General features: G+C 49.8%; 26 protein-coding genes. 16 read left to right on the top strand and 10 right to left on the bottom strand.

Translation table 11 applies throughout. From position 1 onward, the window contains the following. Positions 1-16 precede the first annotated feature (16 nt). The 16 genes from BUB16_RS08800 to BUB16_RS21770 all read left to right on the top strand — a co-directional run bounded on the left by BUB16_RS08800 (position 17) and on the right by BUB16_RS21770 (position 15,742). Entirely contained in the window at positions 17-1,111 is a 1,095-nt protein-coding gene (locus BUB16_RS08800; RefSeq protein ID WP_073062489.1) for a site-2 protease family protein, read from the top strand. A 277-nt stretch (positions 1,112-1,388) separates the two neighbouring features. After that, positions 1,389-3,452, top strand: coding sequence for a copper-translocating P-type ATPase (locus BUB16_RS08795; protein WP_073062486.1), 2,064 nt, complete (start codon positions 1,389-1,391; stop codon positions 3,450-3,452). Positions 3,453-3,491: 39 nt separating this feature from the next. After that, positions 3,492-4,466 (top strand): ATP-dependent 6-phosphofructokinase, encoded by a 975-nt coding sequence (locus tag BUB16_RS08790; protein ID WP_073062483.1) that lies wholly within the window; start codon positions 3,492-3,494, stop codon positions 4,464-4,466. A gap of 320 nt (positions 4,467-4,786) precedes the next feature. Further along, positions 4,787-5,002, top strand: coding sequence for an SHOCT domain-containing protein (locus BUB16_RS08785; protein ID WP_073062480.1), 216 nt, complete (start codon positions 4,787-4,789; stop codon positions 5,000-5,002). Between the two features lie 22 nt (positions 5,003-5,024). Then, positions 5,025-6,056: a type II glyceraldehyde-3-phosphate dehydrogenase gene (locus BUB16_RS08780; RefSeq protein ID WP_073062477.1), complete on the top strand. Its 1,032-nt coding sequence runs from the start codon at positions 5,025-5,027 to the stop codon at positions 6,054-6,056. 38 nt (positions 6,057-6,094) lie between these two features. Beyond that, a complete protein-coding gene (locus tag BUB16_RS08775) occupies positions 6,095-6,766 on the top strand; it encodes a methyltransferase family protein (RefSeq protein ID WP_073062474.1) in 672 nt (223 codons plus the stop codon). Between the two features lie 138 nt (positions 6,767-6,904). Then, positions 6,905-7,792, top strand: a complete 888-nt coding sequence (locus tag BUB16_RS08770) for a restriction endonuclease (protein ID WP_211483135.1) — start codon at positions 6,905-6,907, stop codon at positions 7,790-7,792. Continuing rightward, entirely contained in the window at positions 7,789-9,165 is a 1,377-nt protein-coding gene (locus tag BUB16_RS08765; protein ID WP_073062471.1) for an MBL fold metallo-hydrolase RNA specificity domain-containing protein, read from the top strand. Before BUB16_RS08770 ends, BUB16_RS08765 begins: the two co-directional genes overlap by 4 nt. 13 nt (positions 9,166-9,178) lie before the next feature. Then, positions 9,179-10,687, top strand: coding sequence for a thymidine phosphorylase family protein (locus BUB16_RS08760; RefSeq protein ID WP_073062470.1), 1,509 nt, complete (start codon positions 9,179-9,181; stop codon positions 10,685-10,687). After that, a complete protein-coding gene (locus BUB16_RS08755) occupies positions 10,684-11,574 on the top strand; it encodes a ribose-phosphate pyrophosphokinase (RefSeq protein ID WP_073062459.1) in 891 nt (296 codons plus the stop codon). The genes BUB16_RS08760 and BUB16_RS08755 overlap by 4 nt, the downstream gene beginning before the upstream one ends. A 12-nt stretch (positions 11,575-11,586) precedes the next feature. Further along, positions 11,587-11,919 carry a glutaredoxin family protein gene (locus BUB16_RS08750; protein ID WP_073062456.1) on the top strand — a complete coding sequence of 111 codons (333 nt, stop codon included), beginning with the start codon at positions 11,587-11,589 and terminating at the stop codon, positions 11,917-11,919. A gap of 32 nt (positions 11,920-11,951) precedes the next feature. Continuing rightward, complete coding sequence (locus tag BUB16_RS08740; protein WP_211483134.1) at positions 11,952-13,481, top strand: glucoamylase family protein; 1,530 nt, start codon at positions 11,952-11,954, stop codon at positions 13,479-13,481. A 52-nt stretch (positions 13,482-13,533) separates the two neighbouring features. Then, on the top strand, positions 13,534-14,457 hold the full coding sequence (locus tag BUB16_RS08735) for a c-type cytochrome (protein WP_073062453.1): 924 nt from the start codon (positions 13,534-13,536) through the stop codon (positions 14,455-14,457). Continuing rightward, positions 14,438-15,304, top strand: a complete 867-nt coding sequence (locus tag BUB16_RS08730) for a patatin-like phospholipase family protein (RefSeq protein WP_073062449.1) — start codon at positions 14,438-14,440, stop codon at positions 15,302-15,304. The genes BUB16_RS08735 and BUB16_RS08730 overlap by 20 nt, the downstream gene beginning before the upstream one ends. Positions 15,305-15,376: 72 nt before the next feature. Next, on the top strand, positions 15,377-15,520 hold the full coding sequence (locus BUB16_RS21775; protein ID WP_211483133.1) for a hypothetical protein: 144 nt from the start codon (positions 15,377-15,379) through the stop codon (positions 15,518-15,520). A gap of 18 nt (positions 15,521-15,538) precedes the next feature. Further along, complete coding sequence (locus BUB16_RS21770) at positions 15,539-15,742, top strand: hypothetical protein (RefSeq protein ID WP_073062439.1); 204 nt, start codon at positions 15,539-15,541, stop codon at positions 15,740-15,742. Positions 15,743-15,755: 13 nt separating this feature from the next. Here BUB16_RS21770 and BUB16_RS08720 read toward each other — a convergent pair whose 3' ends face one another. From BUB16_RS08720 to BUB16_RS08680, 10 genes are all read right to left on the bottom strand, one after another. Further along, positions 15,756-16,418: a hypothetical protein gene (locus tag BUB16_RS08720; protein WP_073062436.1), complete on the bottom strand. Its 663-nt coding sequence runs from the start codon at positions 16,416-16,418 to the stop codon at positions 15,756-15,758. A 55-nt stretch (positions 16,419-16,473) separates the two neighbouring features. Continuing rightward, a complete protein-coding gene (locus tag BUB16_RS08715) occupies positions 16,474-17,838 on the bottom strand; it encodes an NAD-dependent succinate-semialdehyde dehydrogenase (protein WP_073062433.1) in 1,365 nt (454 codons plus the stop codon). A 13-nt stretch (positions 17,839-17,851) separates the two neighbouring features. Then, on the bottom strand, positions 17,852-19,501 hold the full coding sequence (locus BUB16_RS08710) for an acetolactate synthase large subunit (protein WP_073062429.1): 1,650 nt from the start codon (positions 19,499-19,501) through the stop codon (positions 17,852-17,854). 24 nt (positions 19,502-19,525) lie between these two features. Continuing rightward, a complete protein-coding gene (locus BUB16_RS08705) occupies positions 19,526-20,095 on the bottom strand; it encodes a hypothetical protein (protein WP_073062426.1) in 570 nt (189 codons plus the stop codon). Positions 20,096-20,120: 25 nt separating this feature from the next. After that, the gene (locus BUB16_RS08700; protein WP_073062423.1) at positions 20,121-20,870 is read right to left on the bottom strand and encodes a hypothetical protein; all 750 of its coding nucleotides are present in this window, start codon (positions 20,868-20,870) and stop codon (positions 20,121-20,123) included. 15 nt (positions 20,871-20,885) lie between these two features. Further along, positions 20,886-21,167, bottom strand: a complete 282-nt coding sequence (locus BUB16_RS21190; RefSeq protein WP_139240248.1) for a hypothetical protein — start codon at positions 21,165-21,167, stop codon at positions 20,886-20,888. Between the two features lie 29 nt (positions 21,168-21,196). Beyond that, the gene (merA, locus tag BUB16_RS08695) at positions 21,197-22,840 is read right to left on the bottom strand and encodes a mercury(II) reductase (RefSeq protein ID WP_073062421.1); all 1,644 of its coding nucleotides are present in this window, start codon (positions 22,838-22,840) and stop codon (positions 21,197-21,199) included. 93 nt (positions 22,841-22,933) lie between these two features. Further along, positions 22,934-23,545, bottom strand: coding sequence for a mercuric transport protein MerTP (gene merTP / locus BUB16_RS08690; RefSeq protein WP_073062418.1), 612 nt, complete (start codon positions 23,543-23,545; stop codon positions 22,934-22,936). After that, a complete protein-coding gene (locus tag BUB16_RS08685) occupies positions 23,542-23,922 on the bottom strand; it encodes an ArsR/SmtB family transcription factor (RefSeq protein ID WP_073062415.1) in 381 nt (126 codons plus the stop codon). The genes merTP and BUB16_RS08685 overlap by 4 nt, the downstream gene beginning before the upstream one ends. Before the next feature lie 118 nt (positions 23,923-24,040). Then, positions 24,041-25,315 (bottom strand): DUF1302 family protein, encoded by a 1,275-nt coding sequence (locus BUB16_RS08680; RefSeq protein ID WP_139240247.1) that lies wholly within the window; start codon positions 25,313-25,315, stop codon positions 24,041-24,043. Positions 25,316-25,483: the final 168 nt, after the last annotated feature.

The raw sequence follows: 25,483 nt of genomic DNA, 5'->3' as shown, positions 1-25,483 counted from the left end.
TCGAAAGAACACTGCCATGAAATGGTCACTATACATCGGGAAACCGGCGGGCATCAAGGTCTTTATTCACTGGACCTTCATCCTGCTGGTCATCTGGCTCTCCTGGATGCACCTGCAACAGGGGCACGGGCTTTTTGAAATAATATTGGGATTAATATTTCTGGCTGCCCTTTTCGGGTGCATCACCCTCCACGAATTCGGCCACGCCCTGGCCGCCCGAAGGTATGGCATCGGAACCCGGGATATCAACCTGCTTCCCATCGGGGGCGTTGCCCGGCTGGAACGCATGCCCGAAGATCCCAAAGAGGAACTGGTGGTAGCCATTGCCGGGCCGGCGGTTAATGTAGTGATTGCGATCGGGTTGTACCTCATCATGCTGGTATTGGGGCAAAGCAATACGGAACTGAGCCACCACGTGGCTGGGGGCAATTTCCTGGCCGACCTGCTGCTGATCAATATTATTTTGGTACTGTTTAACCTGATTCCCGCCTTCCCGATGGACGGCGGACGGGTGCTCCGGGCATTGCTGGCCTTCAAAATGAAAAGAAGCAAGGCCACCCGGGTGGCCGCTTCGGTCGGGCAACTACTGGCTATAGGTTTTGTCCTTTTCGGCCTGTTTTATAATCCCTGGCTGCTGTTTATAGGGATTTTTGTCTTTATTGGCGCCGGTGCGGAGTCACAACAGGTAACCATGCAGGAATCCTTACGGGAAGTAAAGGCCAAAGATCTGATAACGACCGGTTATCCGGCCCTTCCCCAAACAGCCTCCGTATCAAAGGCGGCAACCGCCTTTATGGAAAGCCGGGAACCCGAGCTGGTTATAACAGATGATGAAGAACGCTTTGTGGGGCTCTTATCCTACGAGCGAATCATCGAAGAAATGCAAAAGGGGCATTTTAATAATCCGGTGGTAAACCTGGTTAAAGAAGAGGTACAGACCCTGACCCCGGATGCCCTCATTTATGAGTTATTACCGCAGATTCAGCAATCCGGTCAACGTATTTTTCCGGTGCTGGATGATGATCGTTTGGCAGGAGTCATATCCCACACGGACCTGATTCGCCTGCTAGAACAGAACCAGGCAGTTTCTGCTTCCGGACACAGGCATTAAATTTCAGTTAAACTTTCAATATTTAAGCTTGTTTTAAGCTTCTATCTCTTATTATACAATAATTCCCGCCCGGGTCATATGCAGCATATTTAAGGTTTGGCAATGGCTCTCCTACGCCAAGGCTTCGTAGGGCAGGGAGAATAAACAAGCTTGCTCTCCAAAGCCTTGGCGTAGGAGAGCTGGTTTCGCAATTATTAAGTTGCCAATATACTCGCAGAACATCTTGAAAAACACAATTTGAAATATCCCGCCACCTAATATAAAATAGCCAAACACTATGGAAAATCACGAGCAGCACAACCATGAAAAAACGGACCATTCCAAAATGGATCATTCCGGGTCCGGAGAAATACCGATGGGAATGGCCGGCCACGACCACCATAAAATGATGGTTGCCGATTTCAGGAAACGGTTCTGGATATCAACAATTATAACCATTCCCATCCTTTTCTTTTCCCCGATGATCCAGGAATTCTTTGGGTATGAGTACCTGCTCCCCGGCAATTCCTATATCCTTTTTGCACTCTCCTCCTTTGTTTATTTCTGGGGCGCGTGGCCTTTTTTGAAGGGTTTTTGGGGCGAAATGAAAGCCAAAGGGCCCGGAATGATGACTCTGATATCGATGGCTATAAGTGTGGCTTATTTTTATAGTTCGGCTACGGTTTTTGGGTTAAGAGGAGAAGATTTTTTCTGGGAATTGGTCACCTTGATAGACATTATGCTGCTGGGTCATTGGTTGGAAATGAAATCGGTACTCGGCGCATCCAAAGCCCTGCAATTATTGGTGAGTATGTTGCCGGCTGAAGCACACAGAGTGAAGGGCGACACCATTGAAGACGTGAAACTTGAGGACCTGTTAAAGGGTGATGTAATACTGATAAAGCCCGGCGAAAAAGTACCGGCCGATGGTATAATCACAGAGGGCTCCAGTTATTTGAACGAATCGATGCTTACCGGGGAATCAAAACCTGTTAAAAAAGAATTGAACGAAAAAGTGATAGGGGGTTCCATAAATGGCAATAGCACCCTAAAAGTTAAAGTAGAACATACCGGCAAAGACAGCTACCTCAACAAGGTAATCAAGCTGGTGGAAGATGCGCAGAAAACCAAATCCAAAATGCAAAACTTTTCCGACCGGGCGGCTAAATGGCTTACCTATATCGCCTTGGCCATTGGTTTTGGTACCCTGGCAGTATGGCTGATGCTGGGTTATCCCTTTGTATTTGCCCTGGAGAGAATGGTAACAGTCATGATCATTGCCTGTCCACACGCCCTGGGATTAGCCATTCCACTGGTAGTGGCCATATCCACAGCTATTTCTGCACAAAACGGACTACTTATACGTAACAGAACCGCATTTGAAGAATCCAGAAAAATCTCGGCATTGTTATTTGATAAAACCGGCACGTTGACCAAAGGCGACTTTGGGGTGACACGGATTGAATCTGTGGATAATGCTTATTCCAAAGACGAAATCCTTCGCCTGTCAAGCGCTTTAGAGCAAAGCTCGGAACACCCCATAGCTGTTGGTATTATCAAAAAAGTAAAAGAAGAAAATGTTACCGTACCAAAACCGGAAAATTTCAATGCCATTACCGGTAAAGGAGTTGAAGCCGATGTAGAGGGTAAAAAAGTAAAAGTGGTAAGCCCCGGATATTTGAGGGATGAAAAAATTTCCATTCCCGAAGACGCCTACAGCGATGCCGCAGAAACGGTGGTTTTCGTTTTAATAGATGGTACATTGTCAGGTTATATCGCCCTTGCTGATGAGATTCGTCCAGAATCATTCGAGGCCATTCAGGTATTCAAAAAGAACAAAATAAAAGTGTTGATGGCAACGGGAGATAATGAAAAAACCGCTAAAGCAGTAAGCGATAAACTTGGCCTGGACGGTTACTATTCAGAAGTATTGCCCCATCAAAAGGTGGAAATTGTAACAGAGCTGCAAGGCAAGAAAGAGTTTGTTGCCATGACCGGAGATGGCGTAAACGACGCTCCTGCACTGGCACAGGCTGATGTTGGCATTGCCGTAGGTTCCGGTACCGATGTTGCCGCAGAAACAGCCGATATAATTTTGGTGAACAGCAACCCGCAGGACATTGCCAGCCTCATTTTATTTGGCAAGGCAACGTTCAAAAAAATGATCCAAAACCTGATCTGGGCCACCGGTTATAATATTGTTGCCATACCGCTGGCGGCCGGGGTGCTGTATTCCACCGGTTTTGTACTGGGTCCCGCTGTGGCGGCTGTGTTTATGAGCCTCAGTACCATCATCGTAGCCATCAATGCACAGTTGCTTAAAGGGAAAATGAGAAAAAGTGAGCAGCAACAAGATGCTTAGTAGCCAACGTACCGAAGTACAAAGAAAGCACTGTAAATTATGAGTGAACGTATCAAACATATCGGCATTTTCACTTCCGGGGGCGATTCCCCCGGAATGAATGCAGCCCTGCATGGAGCCGCCAAAGCCGCCCTGGCAAATGGGATGAGGATAAGCGGTGTATCCAGGGGCTATGAAGGAATGATAGACGGTGATTTTATAAGCCTGAATGAAAAAGACCTGCAAAGAACCGTGCACAAAGGGGGCACCATCCTTAAGACAGCCCGCAGCGACCGCTTCCGCAAAGAGGAAGGAAGAAAAGCCGCCCTGAAAAACCTGGAGAAAAAAGGGATAGATGCCCTCATTGCCATTGGGGGCGATGGCACCTTTCGCGGCATGCTGGCTTTTTCGGAGCTATGCACACTGCCCTTTATCGGGATACCCGGCACCATTGACAATGACCTGGCCGGCACGGATTACACCCTCGGATTCGACACAGCGGTAAACACGGCTATCGAGAATATTGATAAAATAAGGGATACGGCAGAATCGCATAACCGTGTATTTCTGGTAGAAGTAATGGGGCGGGACTCTGGTTACATTGCCATTCATTCCGGCCTGGGAACGGGAGCTGATGGCATTTTGATCCCCGAGAGTAGTGAGGATTTTAACCGGTTGTTGGAAAAGATCCGCCACTATCACAGCCAGGAAGAATTGATTGTGATTGTGTCCGAAGGGGATGAACTGGGGGTGGGTCCGGTCGCTTCAAAAATCAGGGAAGTAAATCCTTCAGTGGACTTGCGCATAAGCATCCTGGGGCACGTGCAGCGGGGAGGCCATCCCTCAGCCTTCGACCGAATGCTGGGCATCAGGCTGGGAGTAGCTTCGGTAAAGGCGCTTCTGGAGGGACAAAAAAACGTAATGGCCGGAATTGTAAATAATTCCCTGACCCTGACGCCTTTTGAAAAGGTGGTGAAACAACACCAGGTGGATGCTGAATTGCAAGAGCTTTTGACGTTGTTCTATTTAAAATAATTGGCATGAAACAACCCTCTGAAACATTTGAAAATTCGATAAAGCGGCCCCTGATAATAGCTCTCAACCGCAAGGTGCCGAATGATGCTCATCTTATTTGAACCTGAGTTCTGCCCAAGGCACTGCATTACAAGATTAAAAAAAACACTAAAATCATGCCTGTTGAAACAGAATGTGGCTGACACGGCTCCAAACTATAAAATTTCTACTTTAATTTAAGTTTGTTTTAAGGCTCATTGTTTATCTTACTGACAGCACCTTGCTGTAGCCGACGGATAATGACACAGCATACATCAATAATAACAAAACACCTTAGCACCATGTTTTACGATCATCACTTTATAGGCATGCACTGGATCTGGTGGATTATCATCGTAGCCATCATATTGCTGGCGGCTTTTAATGTCATTCCCTACCGGCCGAAGACAGACGCCACCGAAGATGCCCTGGATATTTTAAAAAAGCGGTTTGCCCGTGGCGAAATTGAACGCGAAGAATTTGAGGAACGAAAAAAGATTTTAAAACAGAATAAATAACTCACTACAACTCACTGATATTATGGAAAAAATTAATGTAGCCGTAAATGGATATGGCGTCATCGGGAAACGGGTGGCGGAAGCAGTAACGCTGCAAGAAGATATGGAACTGGTCGGCATCGGCGATGTAGCCGCCGACTGGAGAATAAAGTCGGCTGCTGCCAAAGGATATGCCGTGTTTGCCAATACCGAAGAAGGCCGGGAGGCGATGAAGAAGGAGAACATTCCGGTAGCCGGCGATCTTGACGACCTGCTTGATCTCGCTGACCTGGTGGTGGATTGTGCCCCAAAAAAATTCGGTGCTCAAAATGCCGAACGGTATAAAGCAGCGGGTGTGAAGTATATTGTGCAGGGCGGGGAGAAACATGAGACGACCGGGCATTCCTTCAGCGCGGAAAACAATTATGCATCAGCGCTGGGAAAAGAAGCGACCCGCGTAGTCTCCTGCAACACCACATCCATCGTAAGGACCCTGAGCGCATTAAAACGGGCGGGACTGCTTAACAAAGCACGTGGCACACTGCTGCGACGTGCTACTGATCCGTGGGAGAGCCACAAAAACGGCATCATGAATACGCTGGTGCCCGAGCCGGAGATACCCAGCCACCAAGGTCCGGATGCCCAGAGCGTAGACCCTGAACTGGATGTGGTAACCGCAGCGGTGAAGGTGCCGGAGACGCTCTCGCACCTGCACTACTGGACGGTTCAACTCACGCGTGATGCCAGCAAGGAGGAAATACTGGATGCTTTCGGCACCTCAACGCGAACTGCTTTTATCAACATGAGCGACGACCTTTCGGCCAACAATGCCGTCAAGGAGCTGATGCTGGACCTGGGACGCCCGCATGGCGATATGTACGAGGTGGCCATCTGGGAAGATATGCTCAAAGTGGAGGGAGACGAGCTTTACTACGCCTACCTGGTCGATAACCAGGCGATCGTCATTCCCGAAACCATCGATGCCATCCGGGCGCTAACCGGCATAGAATCCAATCCCAAAAAATCGATTGGCAAAACGAACCGTTCGCTGGGTGTTACACAACGGTTTATTTAATTAACGCACATAAATATCAAAAAAAGAGGAATTGCAAAATGGAAAGAGGATTTGAACACTCCGGTGCCTGGATTATCGCGCTTTTTGTGATCGTTATCGCCTCCTGGCTTTTATACAAATACATGGCTCCAAAAACCTGGCGCGAGTGGGCCGGTGCCGGACTAATACAAGCTTTTATTATTGCCTTATATGCAGAAATGTACGGCTTTCCGCTTACAATATACTTAATGGTCCGGTTCCTGGGGTTGGATAGTGGTAGTGGTGATCTAAACGCCAACCTTTGGTCCACCTTGGTGGGGGTTGGCGAAACGGGTATGATGATCTCAATGATCGTGGGTTATATCCTTCTTTTTGGTGGATTTGGCATTTTTATTCAGGGCTGGCGCCAACTCTATCGTGCAAAAGAGGAAGACCGGCTGGCCACGGATGGATTGTACGGACTGGTGCGGCACCCCCAATACACAGGCCTTTTTATCGGGCTTTTTGGAGAAGGCGTCATTCACTGGCCCACCATATTCTCGGTTGGCCTGTTTCCCGTTATCGTTATCGCTTATGTCTTGCTTGCCAAAAGGGAAGAAAAGAAAGTGATCGAGGAGTTTGGAGAAGAGTATCTCCAGTACAAACGGAACGTCCCGGCCTTCCTTCCGGCAAAAGGCCAATGGAAGCAGTTTCTGCAACGGTCCGGTAATGCTCCAGATAAGCCGGACTAATTGAGTTCGGTCAGATTCTAAGATTCCGAAGAAATTTAAGCTTCTCTTAAGCAAGCCGCTATTACATTACCCCTGTAATGCTTTGGCATGATACCTGTTGGTATAAAAAAAAGATGTCAGGGCAGTCGCCGGTAATCAATGGACACTTTTTTAACCCTGATACTGGATAAAAATATGGCAGCCATCAACGTCACCAAGGCCTCCGGGGAGCAAGAACCCTATGATGAGTCCAAGCTGCGCCGCTCTTTGGCCAGCGCCGGAGCCGAAAAGCAACTAATTGATAAAATTGCCGGGGCAGTCAGTGATATGCTTTATGATGGCATCTCCACGCAGAAAATTTACAAAGAGGCGTTCCGGTTGCTTCGTCAACTTTCCGACCGTTCCGCCGGCCGGTATAAGTTAAAGGAAGCCATCCTGGAGCTGGGTCCCACCGGCTATCCCTTCGAAAAGTTTGTGGGAGAGCTGCTCAACAGGTTGGGATATACAACTCAAACCGGTGTGATTGTCGAAGGCAATTGTGTTTCTCATGAAATTGATGTGATTGCTGAGAAGGATAACAAGCATTTCATGATAGAATGCAAATTTCACAACCGGAAAGGGCACAAATGCAATGTCAAGATCCCGCTTTACATCCAGTCCCGCTTCAAGGATGTGGAGAAGAACTGGAGCACCCAACCCGGCCATCGGAATAAACGCCACCGTGGATGGGTGGTCACCAACACCCGCTTTACCGAAGACGCCCTGCAATACGGAACCTGCGCCGGGCTGAAGCTGCTGAGCTGGGATTATCCCAAACACGAAGGACTGAAGGACCTCATAAGCGAAGTAAATTTACATCCTATAACGTGCCTATCCACCCTGCACAAGGAAGAGAAACAGTTCCTGCTTGAACAGAATGTTGTTTTCTGCATGCAGTTATGTGAGGACCATAAAATACTTGACCCGTTGGGACTGGACAACAGGCAGCAAAATAAGGTCCTGAAAGAGGCACGGGCTATCTGCAATTATAATACCATTGAACAATGAGACGCTCAGCAAACATACACTTCCTCGGAGCGGCCGGAACCGTAACCGGCTCCAAATACCTGGTAGAGCTTCCGGGTAAAACCATACTGGTGGATTGCGGCATGTTCCAGGGCGTCAAAAAACTGCGTCAGCTTAACTGGCAACAGCTCCCGTTCGATGTCTCCCGGATTGATTTCGTATTGCTGACCCACGGGCACATGGACCATACCGGCTTTTTGCCGCGCCTGGTAAAGATGGGATACAACGCCCCGATCCGGGGCACGGCTCCCACGCTGGACATCGCCGAAATCATCCTCCGCGACAGCGCGAAAATCCAGGAGGAAGATGCCCGAAGGGCTAATGAAAAAGGTTTTACTAAACATGATCCTGCCGTACCGCTTTACAATACCGACGAGGTAGAACGCACGCTCCCCCTGTTTGAAGATCAACAGGAGGGCGAATGGATTACTGTTGATAACGATATTAGTGTCCGATTCCAATACAACGGCCACATTCTTGGGGCAACGTTCATAGAAATCGAAGCCCATGGCAAGCGCTTCGTTTTTTCCGGGGACGTAGGTCGGATACTTGATCCACTGTTGAAAGCACCCCAAAAACCCCAAAAAGCAGATGTGCTGCTGATCGAAAGCACCTATGGTGATCGCTTCCATCCGGTTGAAGATGTAGAAGTCAAGCTTCAGCGCATCGTTCAACAGACGGCAGAAAAGGGCGGTACCCTGATCATCCCCAGCTTTGCCGTGGAGCGCACGCAACTGCTGATGTATCTGCTTTGGCAGCTGGACCGCCAGAACAAGATCCCTCCGTCGCTGCCAGTCATTATGGACAGCCCGATGGGCGCCAGTGTGCTGGAACTGTTCCACAAGCATGCCCAATGGCATACCCTGAGCCCGCAAGAGTGTACGGAGATGTGCCGCAGAATCCGCCTGGTTCAGTCATTCAAAGAAACGTGGGATATTATCGACGATCCCCAACCCAAAATAGTGATTGCCGGCAGCGGCATGGTCACCGGCGGACGGGTGCTCACCTACCTGCAGCAATATATAGGCCGGCCCGAAACCACCGTGATGCTGGCGGGTTACCAGGCCGAAGGCACCCGCGGACGACAACTGTTGGATGGAACAGGTGAAATAAAATTTTACGGAAAATATTATCCGGTACGGGCACGCGTCGAGTACCTGCAGGGGTTGTCTGGTCATGCCGACCAGCGTGAACTGCTGGACTGGGCCGGCGATATCACCGAAGCCCCGGAAAAGGTGTACATCGTTCACGGCGAACCCCAGGCTTCGGATATCCTGCGGGTAAAATTAAAAGACGTATTCGGATGGCAGGTTCGGATACCGGATCTGTACGAAATCAGAAAATTTAACCTTTAGCACATACTACAAAATGGATACTGGAGAAACTACAAACCTCAGGTTAAAATGGCTTGGCATTGATACTCGGAAAGAGTTTGTGGTATATATGCGTTCCGACTGTCCCGTGTGCATCTCCGAAGGATTTTCGGCCCTGACCCGGCTGATGGTAACCGTCGGGGACAAAACCATTATTGCCACCCTGAATGTAATTCATTCCGATCTTCTTGCCCATGACGAGGCCAGTCTCTCAACAAGTGCGTGGAACAAACTGAATGCACAGGAAGGCGATACGATCAGGTTTGCTCACCTGCAGCCCGCCGGGTCCATGAGTAAGGTACGGGCCAAAATATATGGGCAAACACTCGGGCCGGAAGCCTATGAGCATATCATCTCAGATATTGCCAACCACAAATATTCGACGGCCGAACTTTCCGCGTTCGTTACCGCCTGCGCCGGAGACCGGCTAAAATTGAATGAAATCATTTCTCTTTCCCGGGCCATGATCAAGGCCGGATCACAGCTTACTTGGACCCGCGACATCATTGCCGACAAGCACTGCGTGGGCGGACTGCCCGGTAACCGGACAACGCCTATCGTGGTAGCCATTGCGGCTGCGGCTGGCCTTACCATACCAAAAACTTCCTCCAGGGCTATCACCTCCCCGGCCGGGACGGCAGACACTATGGAAACTATGGCTCCCGTAGATCTTTCCATCGGCCATATAAGAAAAGTGGTGGAACAGGAAGGCGGCTGTGTGGTTTGGGGCGGGGCTGTTAGGCTGAGTCCGGCTGATGACATTCTGATCGGGGTGGAACGGGCGCTGGATATTGACAGCGAAGGACAGATGATTGCCTCCGTACTGTCCAAAAAAGCGGCAGCAGGTTCCACCCATGTGATCATCGACATCCCGGTTGGACCTACCGCTAAGGTGAGAACTCCTGAAGCGGCACAACAACTAAGCCGGTACTTCTCTTCGGTAGGATCAGCCATCGGCCTGACCGTTGAAGTTATCCAAACCGAAGGTACCCAGCCTGTGGGCCGCGGTATCGGTCCGGCGCTGGAGGCACGGGATGTTCTGGCGGTATTGCAGAACAGCCAGAATGCACCCGAAGATTTAAAGCAGCGAGCCCTGTTGCTGGCGGGAAGCCTGCTGGAAATTGCCGGGCTTGCTACACACGGCGAAGGCGAAAGCAGAGCTGAATCCATCCTGAAAAACGGAACAGCGTGGGAAAAGTTTCATGCCATCTGTGAAGCCCAAGGCGGGTTCAGTGAACCCGGAACCGCACCATTCACACATGAAATTACAGCAGAACACCCTGGAACGGTTTCAGTCATTGATAATCGCCGGCTGGCAAAAATAGCCAAGCTGGCCGGCGCTCCGCATGATGCCACGGCCGGGCTGACGCTTCATACGCCCCTCGATACCAGGATCGAAACAGGCCAGCCACTGATAACCATCCACGCAGAAGCCCGCGGCACCCTCAAATATGCCCTGGAGTATGTTCAATCGCAATCAAATATCCTGGAGATCACCTCATGAAACCGATTATTTTTGCTTTGCCCGGAAATGAAACCCTGACAGACTCGCTTGCGCAATCGGTTGATGCCGAAATCGGACAGGCTGAGATCCGTTCTTTTCCCGACGGTGAAACCTATATCCGGGTCGCATCGGATGTGAAAAACAGGAGGTGCATCCTGGTCTGCAGCCTGGATCGTCCCGACAGTAAACTGCTCCCCCTGTATTTCTTGTCTCAAACCATCAAAAACCTGGGCGGACGGTGTACTTGTCTGGTGGCCCCATACCTGGCGTACATGCGTCAGGACAAGCAGTTCAAGCCCGGGGAAGGCGTCACCTCGAAATATTTTGCGGCCCTGGTTTCGCAGTTTGCCCGCTCCCTGATTACAGTAGATCCACATTTGCACCGCCACCCTTCACTGGCTGAAATTTATTCCGTACCCACGGAAATTGTCCATGCCGCAGCCCATATATCCAACTGGATAAAAAGCAACATCGATCAACCGGTGCTAATCGGTCCGGACAGTGAAAGCGAGCAGTGGGTGGCAGAGGTAGCCCGAGATGCAGGCGCCCCGTTCATTATCCTGGAGAAAACCCGCCGCGGCGACCGCGATGTGGAAGTCTCGGTACCACAGGTTGAAACATACAAGGATCATACGCCCGTTTTGGTGGATGACATTATTTCCACTGCCCGTACCATGATTGAGACGGTTGGCCATCTGGAACGGGCCGGGATGAAGGCTCCCGTTTGTATCGGTGTTCATGCGGTATTTGCCGGTGATGCTTACAACGAACTACAGGATGCAGGGACTAAACAAATTGTAACCTGCAATACCATTCCTCATCCCTCTAACCAAATAGGGCTTGAGAAGCTCTATGTGGATTTTATTCAAAACACGAATTTTTACTAAAAAAAGATGAATATGAAACTGAACAACGAGGAAAAAACTATGGAGATTAGCAAGGAACCCGAAGAAAATTCAACGATAATCATTTACTGCAAGGAGTGGTGCGACTACCTACGCGAGCTGGTTCATCTACTGCGGGAGAAGCAGAGGTCATTTACCTTCATTGACCTGCGGTTCGATACGGAAAAAGCTAAGCAGCTGGTATCGGTATTGGGTAATCCGCTAATTTTGCCGGTACTTGCAATTGATGACACCTATTATGAAAAACCGCCTATTTCAACTGTTGCAGACATACTAGACTTGAATGGATGGAAACAGCAATTTGACAAGAAGTTCTGTGGTACCTAAACGACTGAAGCATGATAACATCTATTAGCGTTATGAAAACTATCAACGTTACCAAAGCCTCCGGAGACAGAGAACCTTTCAATAAGGCCAAGCTCCGCCGTATGCTGGTTGCTACCGGTGCTGATTCCAAAGTGATTGACCAGGTAATTAAGGCTATAGAGGATAAACTCTATGATGGTATTTCTACCCAAAGGATAACAGAAGAAGCATTTCGCCAGCTTCCCAAAAAATCAGAAAATATTCGATTCGAAAAAATACCAACAGAACACGAACCACCTCTCGACTTTGATAGTGAAAGACTGGATAGGTTGCAACGCCACGCTTTCGATTATTTCTTGCATGAAACCAATCCGAATAACGGGCTGGTAGCAGACAATTCACAGTTGGGTTCGCCTGCCAGTATAGCATCGGTCGGTTTTGCACTAGGAGCCTATGTGGTAGGAGTCGAACGCGACTGGATATCACGAAGGGAAGCAATTCAACGTACCTTATCCACCCTGCGCTTTTTTTGGACCAGCGAGCAAAGTCCCGCTCCAAATGCTACCGGACACAAAGGCTTCTATTATCATTTTCTGGATATGAAGACTGGGAAACGTGCTGGAAAGTGCGAATTGTCGACGATCGATACCGGTATTCTGCTGGCTGGCATGCTTCTGGCTGCCGCTTTTTTTGACCGCGATACCAAACAGGAACAGGAAATACGTACCCTGGCCGATGATATTTATCGCCGTGTCGATTGGAAATGGGCCTGCAACGGTAAGGCCACAATCACCCACGGGTGGACACCAGAGGACGGCTTTCTGCCATATCGTTGGGAAGGATATGACGAGGCTGGACTCCTGTACTTCCTTGCTCTTGGCTCTCCGTCCCAACCGTTGCCGAAGGAAAGCTACAAAGCCTGGACTTCTTCCTATGAATGGAAAAAGATATTTGGTTATGAATTCATCTACGGCGGCCCCCTGTTTATCCACCAATATTCGCCCATCTGGGTGGATTTTCGTGGTATCCAGGATGCGTTTACCCGAGAAAAGGGATTCGATTATTTTGAAAACAGCCGTCGGGCTACCTATATCCAGCGCGAATACGCCATACGGAATCCATTGGATTTTCAAGGCTATGGAGAAAATTTCTGGGGAATAACAGCCAGCGACGGCCCGGGTTGGAGCACAAAAAAAGTCAACGGCATTGAACGCTCCTTCTTTGGCTATATCGCCCGTGGCGCACCCTACGGCCCCGATGATGGCACGGTTGCCCCGTGGGCTGTAGTCGCTTCACTACCCTTCGCCCCTGAAATTGTATTGCCAACCATCCAAAATTTCCAAGATGTGTATCCCCAGATTACGGGGAAATATTGCCTGAGATGTAGTTTCAATCTTAGTTATCCCAATAACCAAAAAACCCGGGATGGGTGGACGTCTTCTTATCATTATGGTATCAATCTTGGGCCTGTTGTCTTGATGATCGAAAATTATAGGACCGGATTGATCTGGAAGCTTATGCGTGGATCCAGGTATCTTGTGAATGGATTAAAAAAAGCAGGATTTAGAAACGGATGGTTATGAATCCTATTAAAAGAAGTTTATCATGAATTAACTTTAACTTGAGAAGAGAGTTATGATGAATAAAAAAGACATTGGATTTTATCTGGTAATAGTAGGACTCCTCGTTTTTCTATCCTCATGTCAAATGGGAGGCTCTGGCTATATGAGTGAGGAACAACGGGAGGAATTAGAAACCGCCTATGATTCTCTGCAATCTAATTACAAAAAGCTGTTGACAAACTATGAAGGCGCAATGGACACTCTGCCGTCTGACTTACAATCGCTCTACAACCAGATGCAGAAAATGCACGATGATATGGATGTCAGCCACCGCCAAATGATGACTGGCAACATGGGGCGTCATATGCAGGGCGATAAGATGATGGCTGAAGGTATGGGCATGCACATGCAGAGTCATATGACCGGTGAGTGGTATAGCCAGATGATGGGCATGCACGATCAGATGGCCCGAATGCACCAGCGGATGGGCCAGCAAAATATGGCCCGGATGAACCGTCGTCTCTCCGAAGAGTATGGCAATATGAGAAGGATGATTCCCGGACTGGATGAGCCTAGCGAGACACCTTTCAATGAGGAAGGGGATCCGGCCTTATTAAATGGTGAAAACCTATATTCTCAAAACTGTTCCTCCTGCCATGGAGCTAATGCAGAAGGGGTATCGGGCGCTTTCCCACCACTGGTCGATTCTGAGTGGGTCACCGGCAATAAATCCGTTCCCATCCGAATTTTACTTCATGGTCTACAAGGTGAGATTGAAGTACAAGAACAACAATATCAAGGCAGCATGCCCTCATTTAAGGCACGATTAAGTGCGGCAGAAATAGCTGCCATACTAAATTATCTACGTGGCGAGAGTGAAGGCAGTCAAACTAGAATTTCGCAGGAAGATGTTATACAGGTTGCAAAAAGATACAACCAACGAACTCGTCCGTGGAATACCGGAGAATTGAAGATAAATGATGGGGACAATCAATAGTATGCCCGCCGAATCTAAAAAAACGGCCCTCGTTCTCTGCGGAGGCGGGGCTCAGGGCGCGGCCGAAATCGGATTTTATCAAGCGATGGTGGAACATGGAGCAAAACCGGATTTTATTATCGGTACTTCAATTGGGGCAATTAACGGGGCTTTCATTGCATCTGGGTTGGATATAAGTCATTTAAAAGAGCTTTGGAAAGAAATTTCAGAACAAAAACTTTATCGATTCAACTCTGAGCTTCTATGGAGATGGGGCAATGCTTCCAGTTTGTTTAAACCATCAGGTATAAAACGGTTCCTAAAAAGGAATCTCCCAGTTGATACTTTTAAAGAGCTCAATATCCCGCTAACAGTGGTCGCAACCGATCTTCAAAAAGCAGGATCGGTATATCTGGACAATGGATCGCTATTATCCGCTCTGATGGCCAGCTGCGCTATTCCGGTCTATTTTCCTCCCCAGCTAATGAACGGGAGACAATTGGTGGACGGAGGTATTACCAACAATATTCCTATAGACAAAGCTTACGAGATGGGAGCAGATGCCATTTATTGCATGTTGAGCGATTGCAGGCACCAGTTTAAAAACACGGTAAATGGATTGTTTAATATGATCATTCGTACTGCCCAAGTCAGCCAACACGAAAAATTGAGAACTGATATTCAAAAAATTGCTGCAAATACAGAGCTGTACCTCTTGGATCTCTGTATTAATACCCGTCTTACGAGCGTGCTGGATTTCAGCAAGACTGAAATGATCATTGAAGAAGCATACCGGTTTTCAAAAAGAGCCCTTGAACAGGGATATGGCTGCCAACCCCTGCCGGTTGAGCCCTCCGGAACGCATTAGGCCCGTTTGGTTTTGGAAACTTTCAGATCTTTGATGCCCAAAGGAGAGCTAACGGGTTAATACCAGAGCCAGTTGTTACATGTCGTGTTCGACCATATCGGGCTCTGGCACCAGTGGGTGGAATTCTACGACGTGTTTGAAAATACGTCCGGCAAGTTGAAAGCGGCTGATGACCGACGCACTTTTAACCAGTATGGCGCCGACGAAGACCTCTAAATTGGCGGGCGATATAACTTGGTAGACGGTGAAACAGCCAACGGCGACATTGAAATCAATCGCTTAAATATTGGTGGGGGTTGGTTCCTCACCAAAAATGTACTGGCCAAACTGGAATACGTAACTCAGAACTATGACGGAGAAGGTTATGCCGGTTCGCCTTATGACGGTGCTGAATTTAACGGCGTAATGATGGAAGCTGTCATCAGTTTTAAAAAATAGCTTGTAATCCCAATCATTTATGGCGCAGTGATAAATGATTGGTTACAATTCGTTGTGCGATGGCGATACCCTGCATGATCCCCTTCTCCGGGGAGGCAGGCTTGCCAATAGCGCTTCCGGCCGCATAAACATCCAAGACGCCTGTTTCAAACCGGTCATTGACCCGGATGTTACCCCTGGAGTCTGTTGGAATTTCCATGACGTCAAGGCCTTCGAGCGGGACGAATGCAGGCGGAGCGATATCACCCGGGGATTCCCTGCCGGTAATCAGCAGGTTCAGGCCGTGGCAGCGCTCATTATGTATTCGAAGGGTGTACCGGAAGGCTACCTCGGGGACACCGTTTAGAACAGATACCCGGCCCGATTCCCGGAACAGCTCCCAGCCCGGATCGGAATACCATGTGGCAAGTTTATCGGCAAAAGAGGGGGTATTTATGGCCTGGCCGGCGGACTGCCGGCTGAGCCATTGCAACTTTTCCCTTACATCCGTTTGCGGAATTCTTCCTCCCGGTTCCGCTTCTTCCAACACTTCAGAAGTGGGCAGGCCGGGCCCCACCACTAATATCTTCTGCTTAAACATATGTGCGACCGCCGCGGCGCCCCACGCCTGGGGTTCCGAACCTACGATGAGCAGGTCATAGAGCTTGTCGGTATCGAAATTACAGCAACCGTACATGGTAGTTATATATAGTCTGTTATGCCGGGTAAAGTTACAGTGTAATCCTGTTCAGTCACTTCACATACACCGTTTTAATATTTACAAACTCTTTGATGCCGAAATGGGACAGTTCCCGCCCGTATCCGCTCTCCCTGATACCGCCGAAGGGCAGCCGGGGATCGGATTTAACCAGCGAGTTTACGAAACAACACCCGGCCTGGAGTTTTTCGGCAGCGATGTGTGTACCCTTCTCTGCATCCCGGGTAAACACAGCCGCTCCCAGGCCAAACCGGCTGTCGTTGGCTATTCGAATGGCATCATCTTCGTCTTTTGCCGTGATGATGGAAGCAACGGGTCCGAATAGCTCTTCCCCGTAGGCCGGCATGCCGGGTTTAACATTGGCCAAAACCGTTGGCGGATACCAGGCGCCTTTCTGGCCCGGAATCTTCCCTCCAAGCAGGCATTGGGCCCCTTGCTTAATACTTTGTTCCACCTGCCCGTGCAGTTCGTCGCGCAGGTCGGTCCGGGCCTGTGGGCCGATATCGCTGCCTTCGTCCATAGGGTCTCCCATGGTCTTTTGCTCCATTATATCCACAAAACGCTGTTCAAACTCCTCCCGCACCTTGTCCACCACAATAAACCGTTTGGCGGCGATGCAGCTTTGCCCGCTGTTGATCAGCCTGCTGTTCACGCAGGTGGGAACGGCCAGATCCAGATCGGCATCCTCCAGAATCACATACGGATCACTGCCGCCCAGCTCCAGCACCGTTTTTTTCAATACGGAACCCGCTTTTTGAGCCACGGCCTTCCCTGCCGGCACGCTTCCGGTCAGCGTAACGGCCTTTACGATCGGGTGTTCGATAACCCGGCCGACCTTGCTGCTGCTTATTTTCAGCGTTCGGAACAAATGTTCGGGAAAACCGGCCTCCCGGAAGACCTCTTCGATAGCCAGCGCGCAGCCGGTTACGTTGGAGGCGTGTTTAAGCACGCCGGCATTTCCGGCCATCAGGCCGGGAGCAGCAAACCGAAAGACCTGCCAGAACGGGAAATTCCACGGCATCACGGCCAGAACCACCCCCAGCGGCTGAAAGGCCACAAAACTGTTGGAAGCATCGGTCTCAATGGGCTGGTCCGCCAAAAACGATTCCGCATGTTCTGCGTAATATTCGCACACCCAGGCGCACTTTTCAACTTCCGACCGGCCGCCCAATACCGGCTTTCCCATTTCCCGCGCCATCAGTTCCGCATACTCCTGCCGGTGATCGCGCAGAACCTCTGCCGCTTTTTTCATCAGCGGTGCCCTGTGAGAAAAATCCGTTTCCCGCCACTGTTCAAAGGCGGTTTGACTTTTTTGCAAAACGGATGCGATTTCCTGCTCCGTCAGCTCTTCATATTCCCGGATCACTTCGTCATTTGTGGGGTTGATGGATTGTAACATAGGTTCTGTTTTTTTAAGAGTTGTTTTTCCAGTAATCAGATAATTTGTCCGTCAGCTCTGAATTGACCGCCGGGTTGATGGGGATTTCCACCAGGCGCAATTCCCGGGATTGTATGGATTCAGTGAGCACATCATTGAGTTCCCGGACGGTTTCGGGCCGGTATCCCGGAATGCCAAAGCTCTCAGCCAGCTTTACAAAATCGGGATTGGAAATCCGGGTTCCGGTCGAGCGGCCGGTGTGCATGCGCTGCTTCCAGCTGATGAGTCCGTAATCGTTGTCGTTAAAAACGATCACCGTACATCCGACCCCGAGCCGTTTGGCTGTTTCCAGTTCCTGCACGTTCATCATAAAGCCGCCGTCGCCCATGGCGGCTACGATATGCCGGTCCGGATCGGCCAGAGACGCGGCAATACCGCCGGGCAGGGCGATGCCCATGGTGGCCAGCCCGTTAGAGATGATGCAGCCGTTGGGGCAGCAAGTCAGAAAATTGCGGGCGATCCACATTTTGTGGCTGCCCACATCGCTGATCAGCAGTCCGCTTTCCGGGAGCGCTTTCCGAATAATATTCAGCGCGCCCGGAATGGTGAAGTCGTCGCCTTCTGCCAAGTTATAGCTTTGGATATCCTCCAGAATGCGATTTCGGATACCGCTGTGCCAGCCGGTCTCAAAGGAAAATTTCTGTTCCTTCATTTCTCGGTTCAGTTTCCAAAGGGCCGCCGAAATATCACAAATCAGTTCCACTTCGGGGCGGTAGTGGGTATAGACCTCAGCCGCTTCAAAGTCGATATGGACGATGGTGTTGCTGTTGTCCGGATTCCAGGCTTCCGGAGCGTACTCGGCGATATCGTAGCCCACGGCCAGGATCAGGTCGGCCCGTTCCACGGCCTCCATCACATAATCTCTGAACCCTAAACCAATGGCATACAGTGAGAGGTCGTTGGTGTCGGTTATCGCTCCCTTTCCCATAAAAGTGTGGGCCACCGGAATGCCAAATGCATTCACCAGCTCCGTCAGGTGTTTGGAAGCCCGTTTCCGGATAGCGCCGTTTCCGGCGATAATCAGCGGGCGCCGGGCCTTTTTCAGCAATTCGATGGTTTTGTCCAGGGCCTTGTAGTCGGGGGCGGCTCTCCGCAGAGATTCCGGTTGAATAAGATCCACCGTTTGCGTGTCGGCTTTAGCCACATCCTCGGAGAGTTCGATGTGGGTGGCACCCGGTTTTTCCATCTCGGCCAGCTTAAAGGCTTTGCGAACGACCTCCGGTACGATATTCGGGGTGCTGATGGCTGTATTCCATTTGGTAACCGGACGAAACATGCTCACCACATCCAGGTTCTGATGGCTGGTGTTGTGCAGCCGGTCCAGATCGCCCTGGCCCGTGATGGCCACGACCGGACTTTTATCGAGGTTGGCATCGGCGATGCCGGTCAGCAGATTGGTGGCGCCCGGGCCCAGCGTAGCCAGGCAGACGCCCGCTTTTCCTGTGATGCGTCCCCATACGTCCGCCATGAAGGCGGCGCCCTGCTCGTGCCGCGTCGGAACAAATTGAATGGAGGATTGTTCGAGCGAAAAAAGGAGATCCTCATTTTCTTCGCCCGGCACGCCGAACACATATTGGACGCCTTCATTTTCCAGGGCTTTCACAAACAGGTCGGAGACTTTCATGCTAACTTGATTAAAATGATATGATTATTCGTTTCTAACAACTTGCTCTCTGTCGGGTTCGTTCGATTTTTTGACAGTCTGAACAGGCATCCGGCACGCCGCGGATCTTGCGATATAGTTGGCATTTTGGTAGAGCGCCAGCGCCAACAGCGCCAAGGAGCCGAGATAGATTTCGGTTTCCCAGGTAACCACAAACTTCTGTACGGCCAGGGAGCTTCCGGCCGGCAGCAGCGGGATGAGGCCTCCCAGAAACCCCATCAATGCGGGCAGTAACGGCGAGCAGCAGAGCAGGGGCGTGAGAATACTGACGAACAGCCCGCCTGCCGTTGACGATTTTTGGGATTTTACGCCCTGCCGGAAAGCAAATACGGTAAAGGGGATGACGGCCCCAAGCAGCAGCGCAAAAGCCAGGGCAAACAGGCCCATCGACCAGCTCAGGTGCTGCAGGGAAACGAGGCCGATTCTCCCAGCCGTATATTTGGCCGGAAGGGTCACGGCATACAGCAACAGGAAAAACCCAAAGCTGACGCCTCCGATAATTTGATAGCTCCGATCGGAAAATACGGTTTTAAAGGTTCTTGTAATGCTTTGCATGGGGTTTTCCGGAGTTTGTCTTAGGTTATACCTGCTTCGATTTACCCAGCAGAAACGGCCCAAACCAGCTGCGATCTTTTTCTTTCGGAAAATATTGCACGCCAATGCCCAGTATGATACCGAAGGCAATATGCGCGGCCAGGGTAATCAGGAAGAGTTGGGGCCAGGCATAGTTAATGCCGAACGGTCTGACCATCGGCTCCATGGGTGGCAGGGTCATCATGCCGATCTCAACAACGGTAAGCCAGGCCACGGCCCAACCGATGGCGCTTTTGTAGCTGGGTCGCTTGCCCCAGACGAAGGCGTAAAACAGACCGAAGTTGGCACCATTCAGCAAGTGGATGAGGAAGCCGACCGAGTAGTACCAGGCGAAATTCTTGCTGCCGGTAGCGATCATGCCAAACATTTCAGGCGTGTCGCCCGGAAGCCACTGGTAGATTACGCCCATTTGACGGAAAAAGTCCAGCCCCACTGTAGCCAGCGCTCCGATGCCGAAACCGACCACGATGCGCCGATAGATATCCGGGTAGTGTTTTTTGCAGTACCACGCTATAACAATTAGTCCCAGAATAGCCGGAATATAGACAAATGGAATATATCCGCCGGCAAACTGGTGGGCGGCCATGATCATTTCAGGTCCTTTAATTTTCTCCATCACAAGCTGGGCATATCCCGTTGAGAGCGTTATCAATTGAATAGGTACAGCCCCGCCGAAGAACAGAGCCAGCAGGATGAGAAGCGTGCGTTTGGTGTCTTTCGTTTGTGTTGTATTCATAGTTTAATCCATGTCTTAATTAGTATGAATTTTGGCCGATTGATCGCGTTTGTTCGTATTAGAAGATTTGCACGACCTGTATTGATTTTGCTGGTAGTACCAGTACCCTGCTATGGAACCAATAAGTACTCCAATGGCAATAGCCCAAAATCCCTTCGATGCAAGCAGTGCCGACAGCCCTGCTCCTCCGAGCAGCAAAAACAGGATTATCCCGATACAGCAGACCGTGTGCAGCAAGAGAAACGCCAGTGCAGGCCAGGTATTTTGCGAATTATTACTACGTCCAGAGTTATTCATTTTTTCTTAAAAGTATAAGGGATAGTTACTTACACGGCGCAGCAGCTCAGTTTCTTAACGTCTTTGTCGAAGGTGAGCGCCGCCAGTTTGATGCCTTCCGACAACGTCAGGTACGGATGGAATTCCGAAATCAGAGATTTGACTGTAACCCCATGCCGCATAGCCAGGGCCAGCTCCATCAGCAGCTCCGAGCCTTCCGGGGCCAGGATACGGGCGCCTATTAATTGATCGGTTTCCCGGCTGCGAATCAGTTTAATGAAACCGCGGGTGTCGCGGGCGGCAATGGAGCGGGGCACGTTGTCAAGCGAAAGTTTAGCCGTGTCGTACTCAATACCGGCTTCTTCTGCCTGTTTTTCGTCCATGCCGATGCCGGCTACCTGTGGATCGGTGAAGATTACCCAGGGCAGTACTGAATAGTCGGCCTTCCGGGAAGAACCGCGCAGGGCGTTTTCGGCAGCCAGGTTACCTTCGTAGGCGGCCGTATAAACAAACTGATATTTGCCGGTCACATCACCGGCGGCAAAGATGTTGGGAACGGAGGTACGCATGGTTTCGTCAACCGGCAGGTAGCCGCGACCGGCCGTGTCAATGCCGACCTGTTCCAGTCCGAGGTTTTTGGTATTGCCCTGCCGACCGGTGGTAACCAGCAGGTGCGTGGCCCTGAGCGTGGTTTCTTCGCCGTCCACGGTCAGTTTTACAATTTTTTCATCACCGGCGGGAAACACCTGTTGAATATCGGTATTGGTCAGCACGGTGATGCCCTCGTCTTCCAGGTATCCGACCAGGCCCTGTGCCAGCTCTTCGGGCTGATCGCTGAGCACATGCGCCGAGCGCTGCACGATGGTCACCTTCGATCCCAGCCGGGCAAACATCTGGGCATTTTCCAGGGCTATATAGCCGCCGCCAAAGACGATTAGAGTTTCAGGGAGTTCTTCCAGTTCGTAGGCACTTTCATTGGTGAGGTATCCCGCCTCTTTCAGTCCCGGAACATCCGGCACAAAGGTAGTGGCACCCGTGGCAATGAGGATATTGTCGGCATGGCAGGTTTCCCCATCCACCTCCACGGTATGTTCACCTATTATCTTACCGCGGCCTTCCAGCAGGGTGATGTTAGGATCGTCCTTGATCACGTCGATATACTTTTGCTGGCGGAGATCGGCCACTAGGCTGCGTTTCTGATCTATGATCTTCTTGAAATCAGTAATTCGGCTTTGGGTTTCGATGCCTTCAAAACCGGGATTTTTTGCACGGTAATGAGCTTCGGCAGTGCGGATCAGGGTCTTGGAGGGCACGCAGCCCACGTTTACGCAGGTGCCCCCCGTGGGCAGCCCTTTGTTGATGATGAGGGCGGTGCCGCCCAGCTCGCTGGCCTTGATGGCTGCGGCAAAAGCAGTCGATCCCCCGCCGATGATGACCAGCGAATACTGGTTTTTACCACCTTCATAAGCACCAGTTTCGCCGGTTACTTGATAGTGCCCGGTAGCATTTATGGTATCGATGATCTCCTTTTTGGTAACCTTTTCCGGATCGTAGGTGATCTTGGCTTTTTCGCCGGGGTAGCTGACGGTTTTATCCAACACCCCCTCTTTGCCCTTGAATTGGCTGGCTATGGTTTCGGCACAGCCCTCGCAGGTCATGCCGCTGATCGAAAGTTGAAGGGTTTGTTCAGTCATAGTATTTAGTATTTAAGCAAATTCTAAAATTAAGAGTATAATTAAAACGGGTTGCTATTTGATGGTTGATGACAGAAGGAAATCCGCCTGTCGTTAATTGACTTGGTTATCGGCTACGGTAAATCCCGTTTTGTTGATAGCGGCCACAATCGTTTCCCGGTCGGTCTTGCTCCGGTCGTATTTAATGGTGGCCTTGCCGGTATCATAGGAGGCCTCAGCTTCGAGAACTCCATCCACACCAACAGCGGCATTTTCTACACTGGCTTCGCAGCCGGTGCAGGTCATCCCCTCAATATCCAAGGTGATGGTTTGAATTTGGCTTTCCTGCACATACACCACTTTTTGGTTATTCTGCTTTGGGAAAAAGGCATCTGAATAGTACGGAAAAGCCAGCAGTAGTGCGACCAGTATGGTTACGATACCTAAAAATCCCTTGGTGTTCCAGAACGAAAGATTTTCCTCACAGGCACATTCGGGATTCCACTGCGGCTTAAGTTTTTGATACCAGGCGAAACCGAGCAACAGGACGGTAAGCCCAATCAGATAGGGCCGGAAGGGTTCTAACCACGAAAAGGCAGAAGCCGCGCCACTGATGCCCGCCGCAAATACAATAACCGGGGTAATACAGCACAGGGATGCGGCGAAGGCTGCGAACAGGCCTGCACCCATCCATTTGGTGTCGGAATTGTTTGGTTGATCGTTCATGCGGCTAACACCTCCAAAATATTATTGTTGTTAATTTGATCGAAGTTGGGAGAAAGAATGTCCTTGAACAGGGGGTTCAGGGAATAAAAAATTACCTGTCCGTCCCGCTCTGTTTTTACCAGCCCGCCGTCTTTGAGTTTACGAAGGTGCTGAGAAACAGCCGGCACGCTCATGTCCAGGATGTCACTCAGGTCGCAGGGACAAAGGTGCTCTTCCCGGCTGAGCAGATAGAGTATTTTCAGGCGTACGTCGTTAGCGGCCAGTTTCAAAATATCAGTTAACCGGTCAATAGATCCTTCAACCTTTTCCAGGGAGTCAATACACCGGTTAATTTGGTTAAGGTCGGCGACCTCGCGAATACATTCTTGCTTGCTCATGGTTATTGGCTGTTGGTTGCGTTTTCATTAATACAATAGAAATATAATAAATATATTATTTAATTAAATACTTAAATAAGACTTGGGAATGATTCTGTTTCGGAGTTGAATAATCTTCTTAAAAGTCTACTCGAAATCTTACAAAAACTTGATCCAGCTCTTCCCAACTGTTAAATAGCGTTCCTTCTTCTCCCCAAATCAAAAATGCCCCTAATCCGGCTTCTAAATTGTCGATGGCCTGGTAGGTAAGCTCAGGCGATAGCCCGTATCCCAGTTGTTCCCAATCGTTGACTTCCAGGGTATTATTCAAAGCAACTAACACATCTTCATTAAAAAAGTCCTGCTCAAGTCGTATTACAAAATAGTCGTTCAAATTTTCTGTCCCCCGCTCGGTGTAAAATCCATGCATCCACTGGGTATTCAGGTAGATACCATTTGTGAAAGTATAATCACCACCAATCGTAAATTTCAGATAGGGTTCATCTTCCAATTGGATTTCCCGGCTTGAAAAACCATTTACATCTGAAATCAACTCCACCTTTTCAGGTAAGAACAGACCAGCCTCTCCCCATATTCCTATTCCCGAAAGCTCAGTCACAACATCAGCTCCAATAACCTGCATCCTGGGAAATTCCATCTCTATTTGGGGCTGTAGTGGCGGAGAGATAGTCAAGCTTGTTGCTATAGGGATATCATCATAGCCATTAAAGTAACTAATGGAATAATCCCATTTATCGATGCTGCCATCCCAGCGAAAGGCAAACATGCTGTTTGCAGGCGTCCGGTCGGGAAGGTTCAATTCGTCATTGAATGCACCCAAATCACCCAGAAATAAGGCAGACCCATTCCGGGGAAGCAGAACCGGGGTAATGCCCGGCAGCCATACTGCCGTTAAACGGCTGTCATCAAAATACCAGGTCCCCTTGAACGCCCAAGAAGGAGCCATCTCAGTAAAGTTAACAAAATCGGAAAAATCATTGGGGTTCAGGTTGTCGGTGGGATTCAGCTTGTCGGCCCGTCCCCAGGCAATGCGCTGTTTTCCCACGCGGATATCCAGATCATCAAACAGGAATCCATATACATCGATAAAGGCCTCCCACACCGAAAGCTCATGGGGAAATTCGGATTCCAAGCGTTCCAAGTCACTCAATGACTGTGGATCAGGGAAATCGTAAAACCGAAGATCCATACTGGTGAATATATACAACTGGGACCCTACCGGGGCACTCATTTCCAGCCGGAATTGATTATAGAAATTATCGATATAGGTGCTGTCTCCTCCAGCTACGAACCGTTTGTCAAGCTGCAGAAACCCGCTAAAGTCGGGTTGGGCGATGGTGGAAACAGGAATCAAAAATAGAACCGCCAATAGTACCTTTTTTATATTAGTCATAAAAATAGGTATTGATAGTTTGCCAGATAACCTCATGATGGGTTTGGTATATTTGATGGTCTCCATGGTTAATACCTGAATCCGTGAGTTATGAGGATAAATTACGTTCTTTGATTTAATTTTTTGAATTTGCTCTGTTCGTTGCCCGCTGACTTGTTCAACGACAAC

It is taken from the genome of Fodinibius roseus (assembly GCF_900129315.1).
GTDB classification, from domain to species: domain Bacteria; phylum Bacteroidota; class Rhodothermia; order Balneolales; family Balneolaceae; genus Fodinibius; species Fodinibius roseus.
This window is presented reverse-complemented; position numbering and strand designations above follow the sequence as displayed.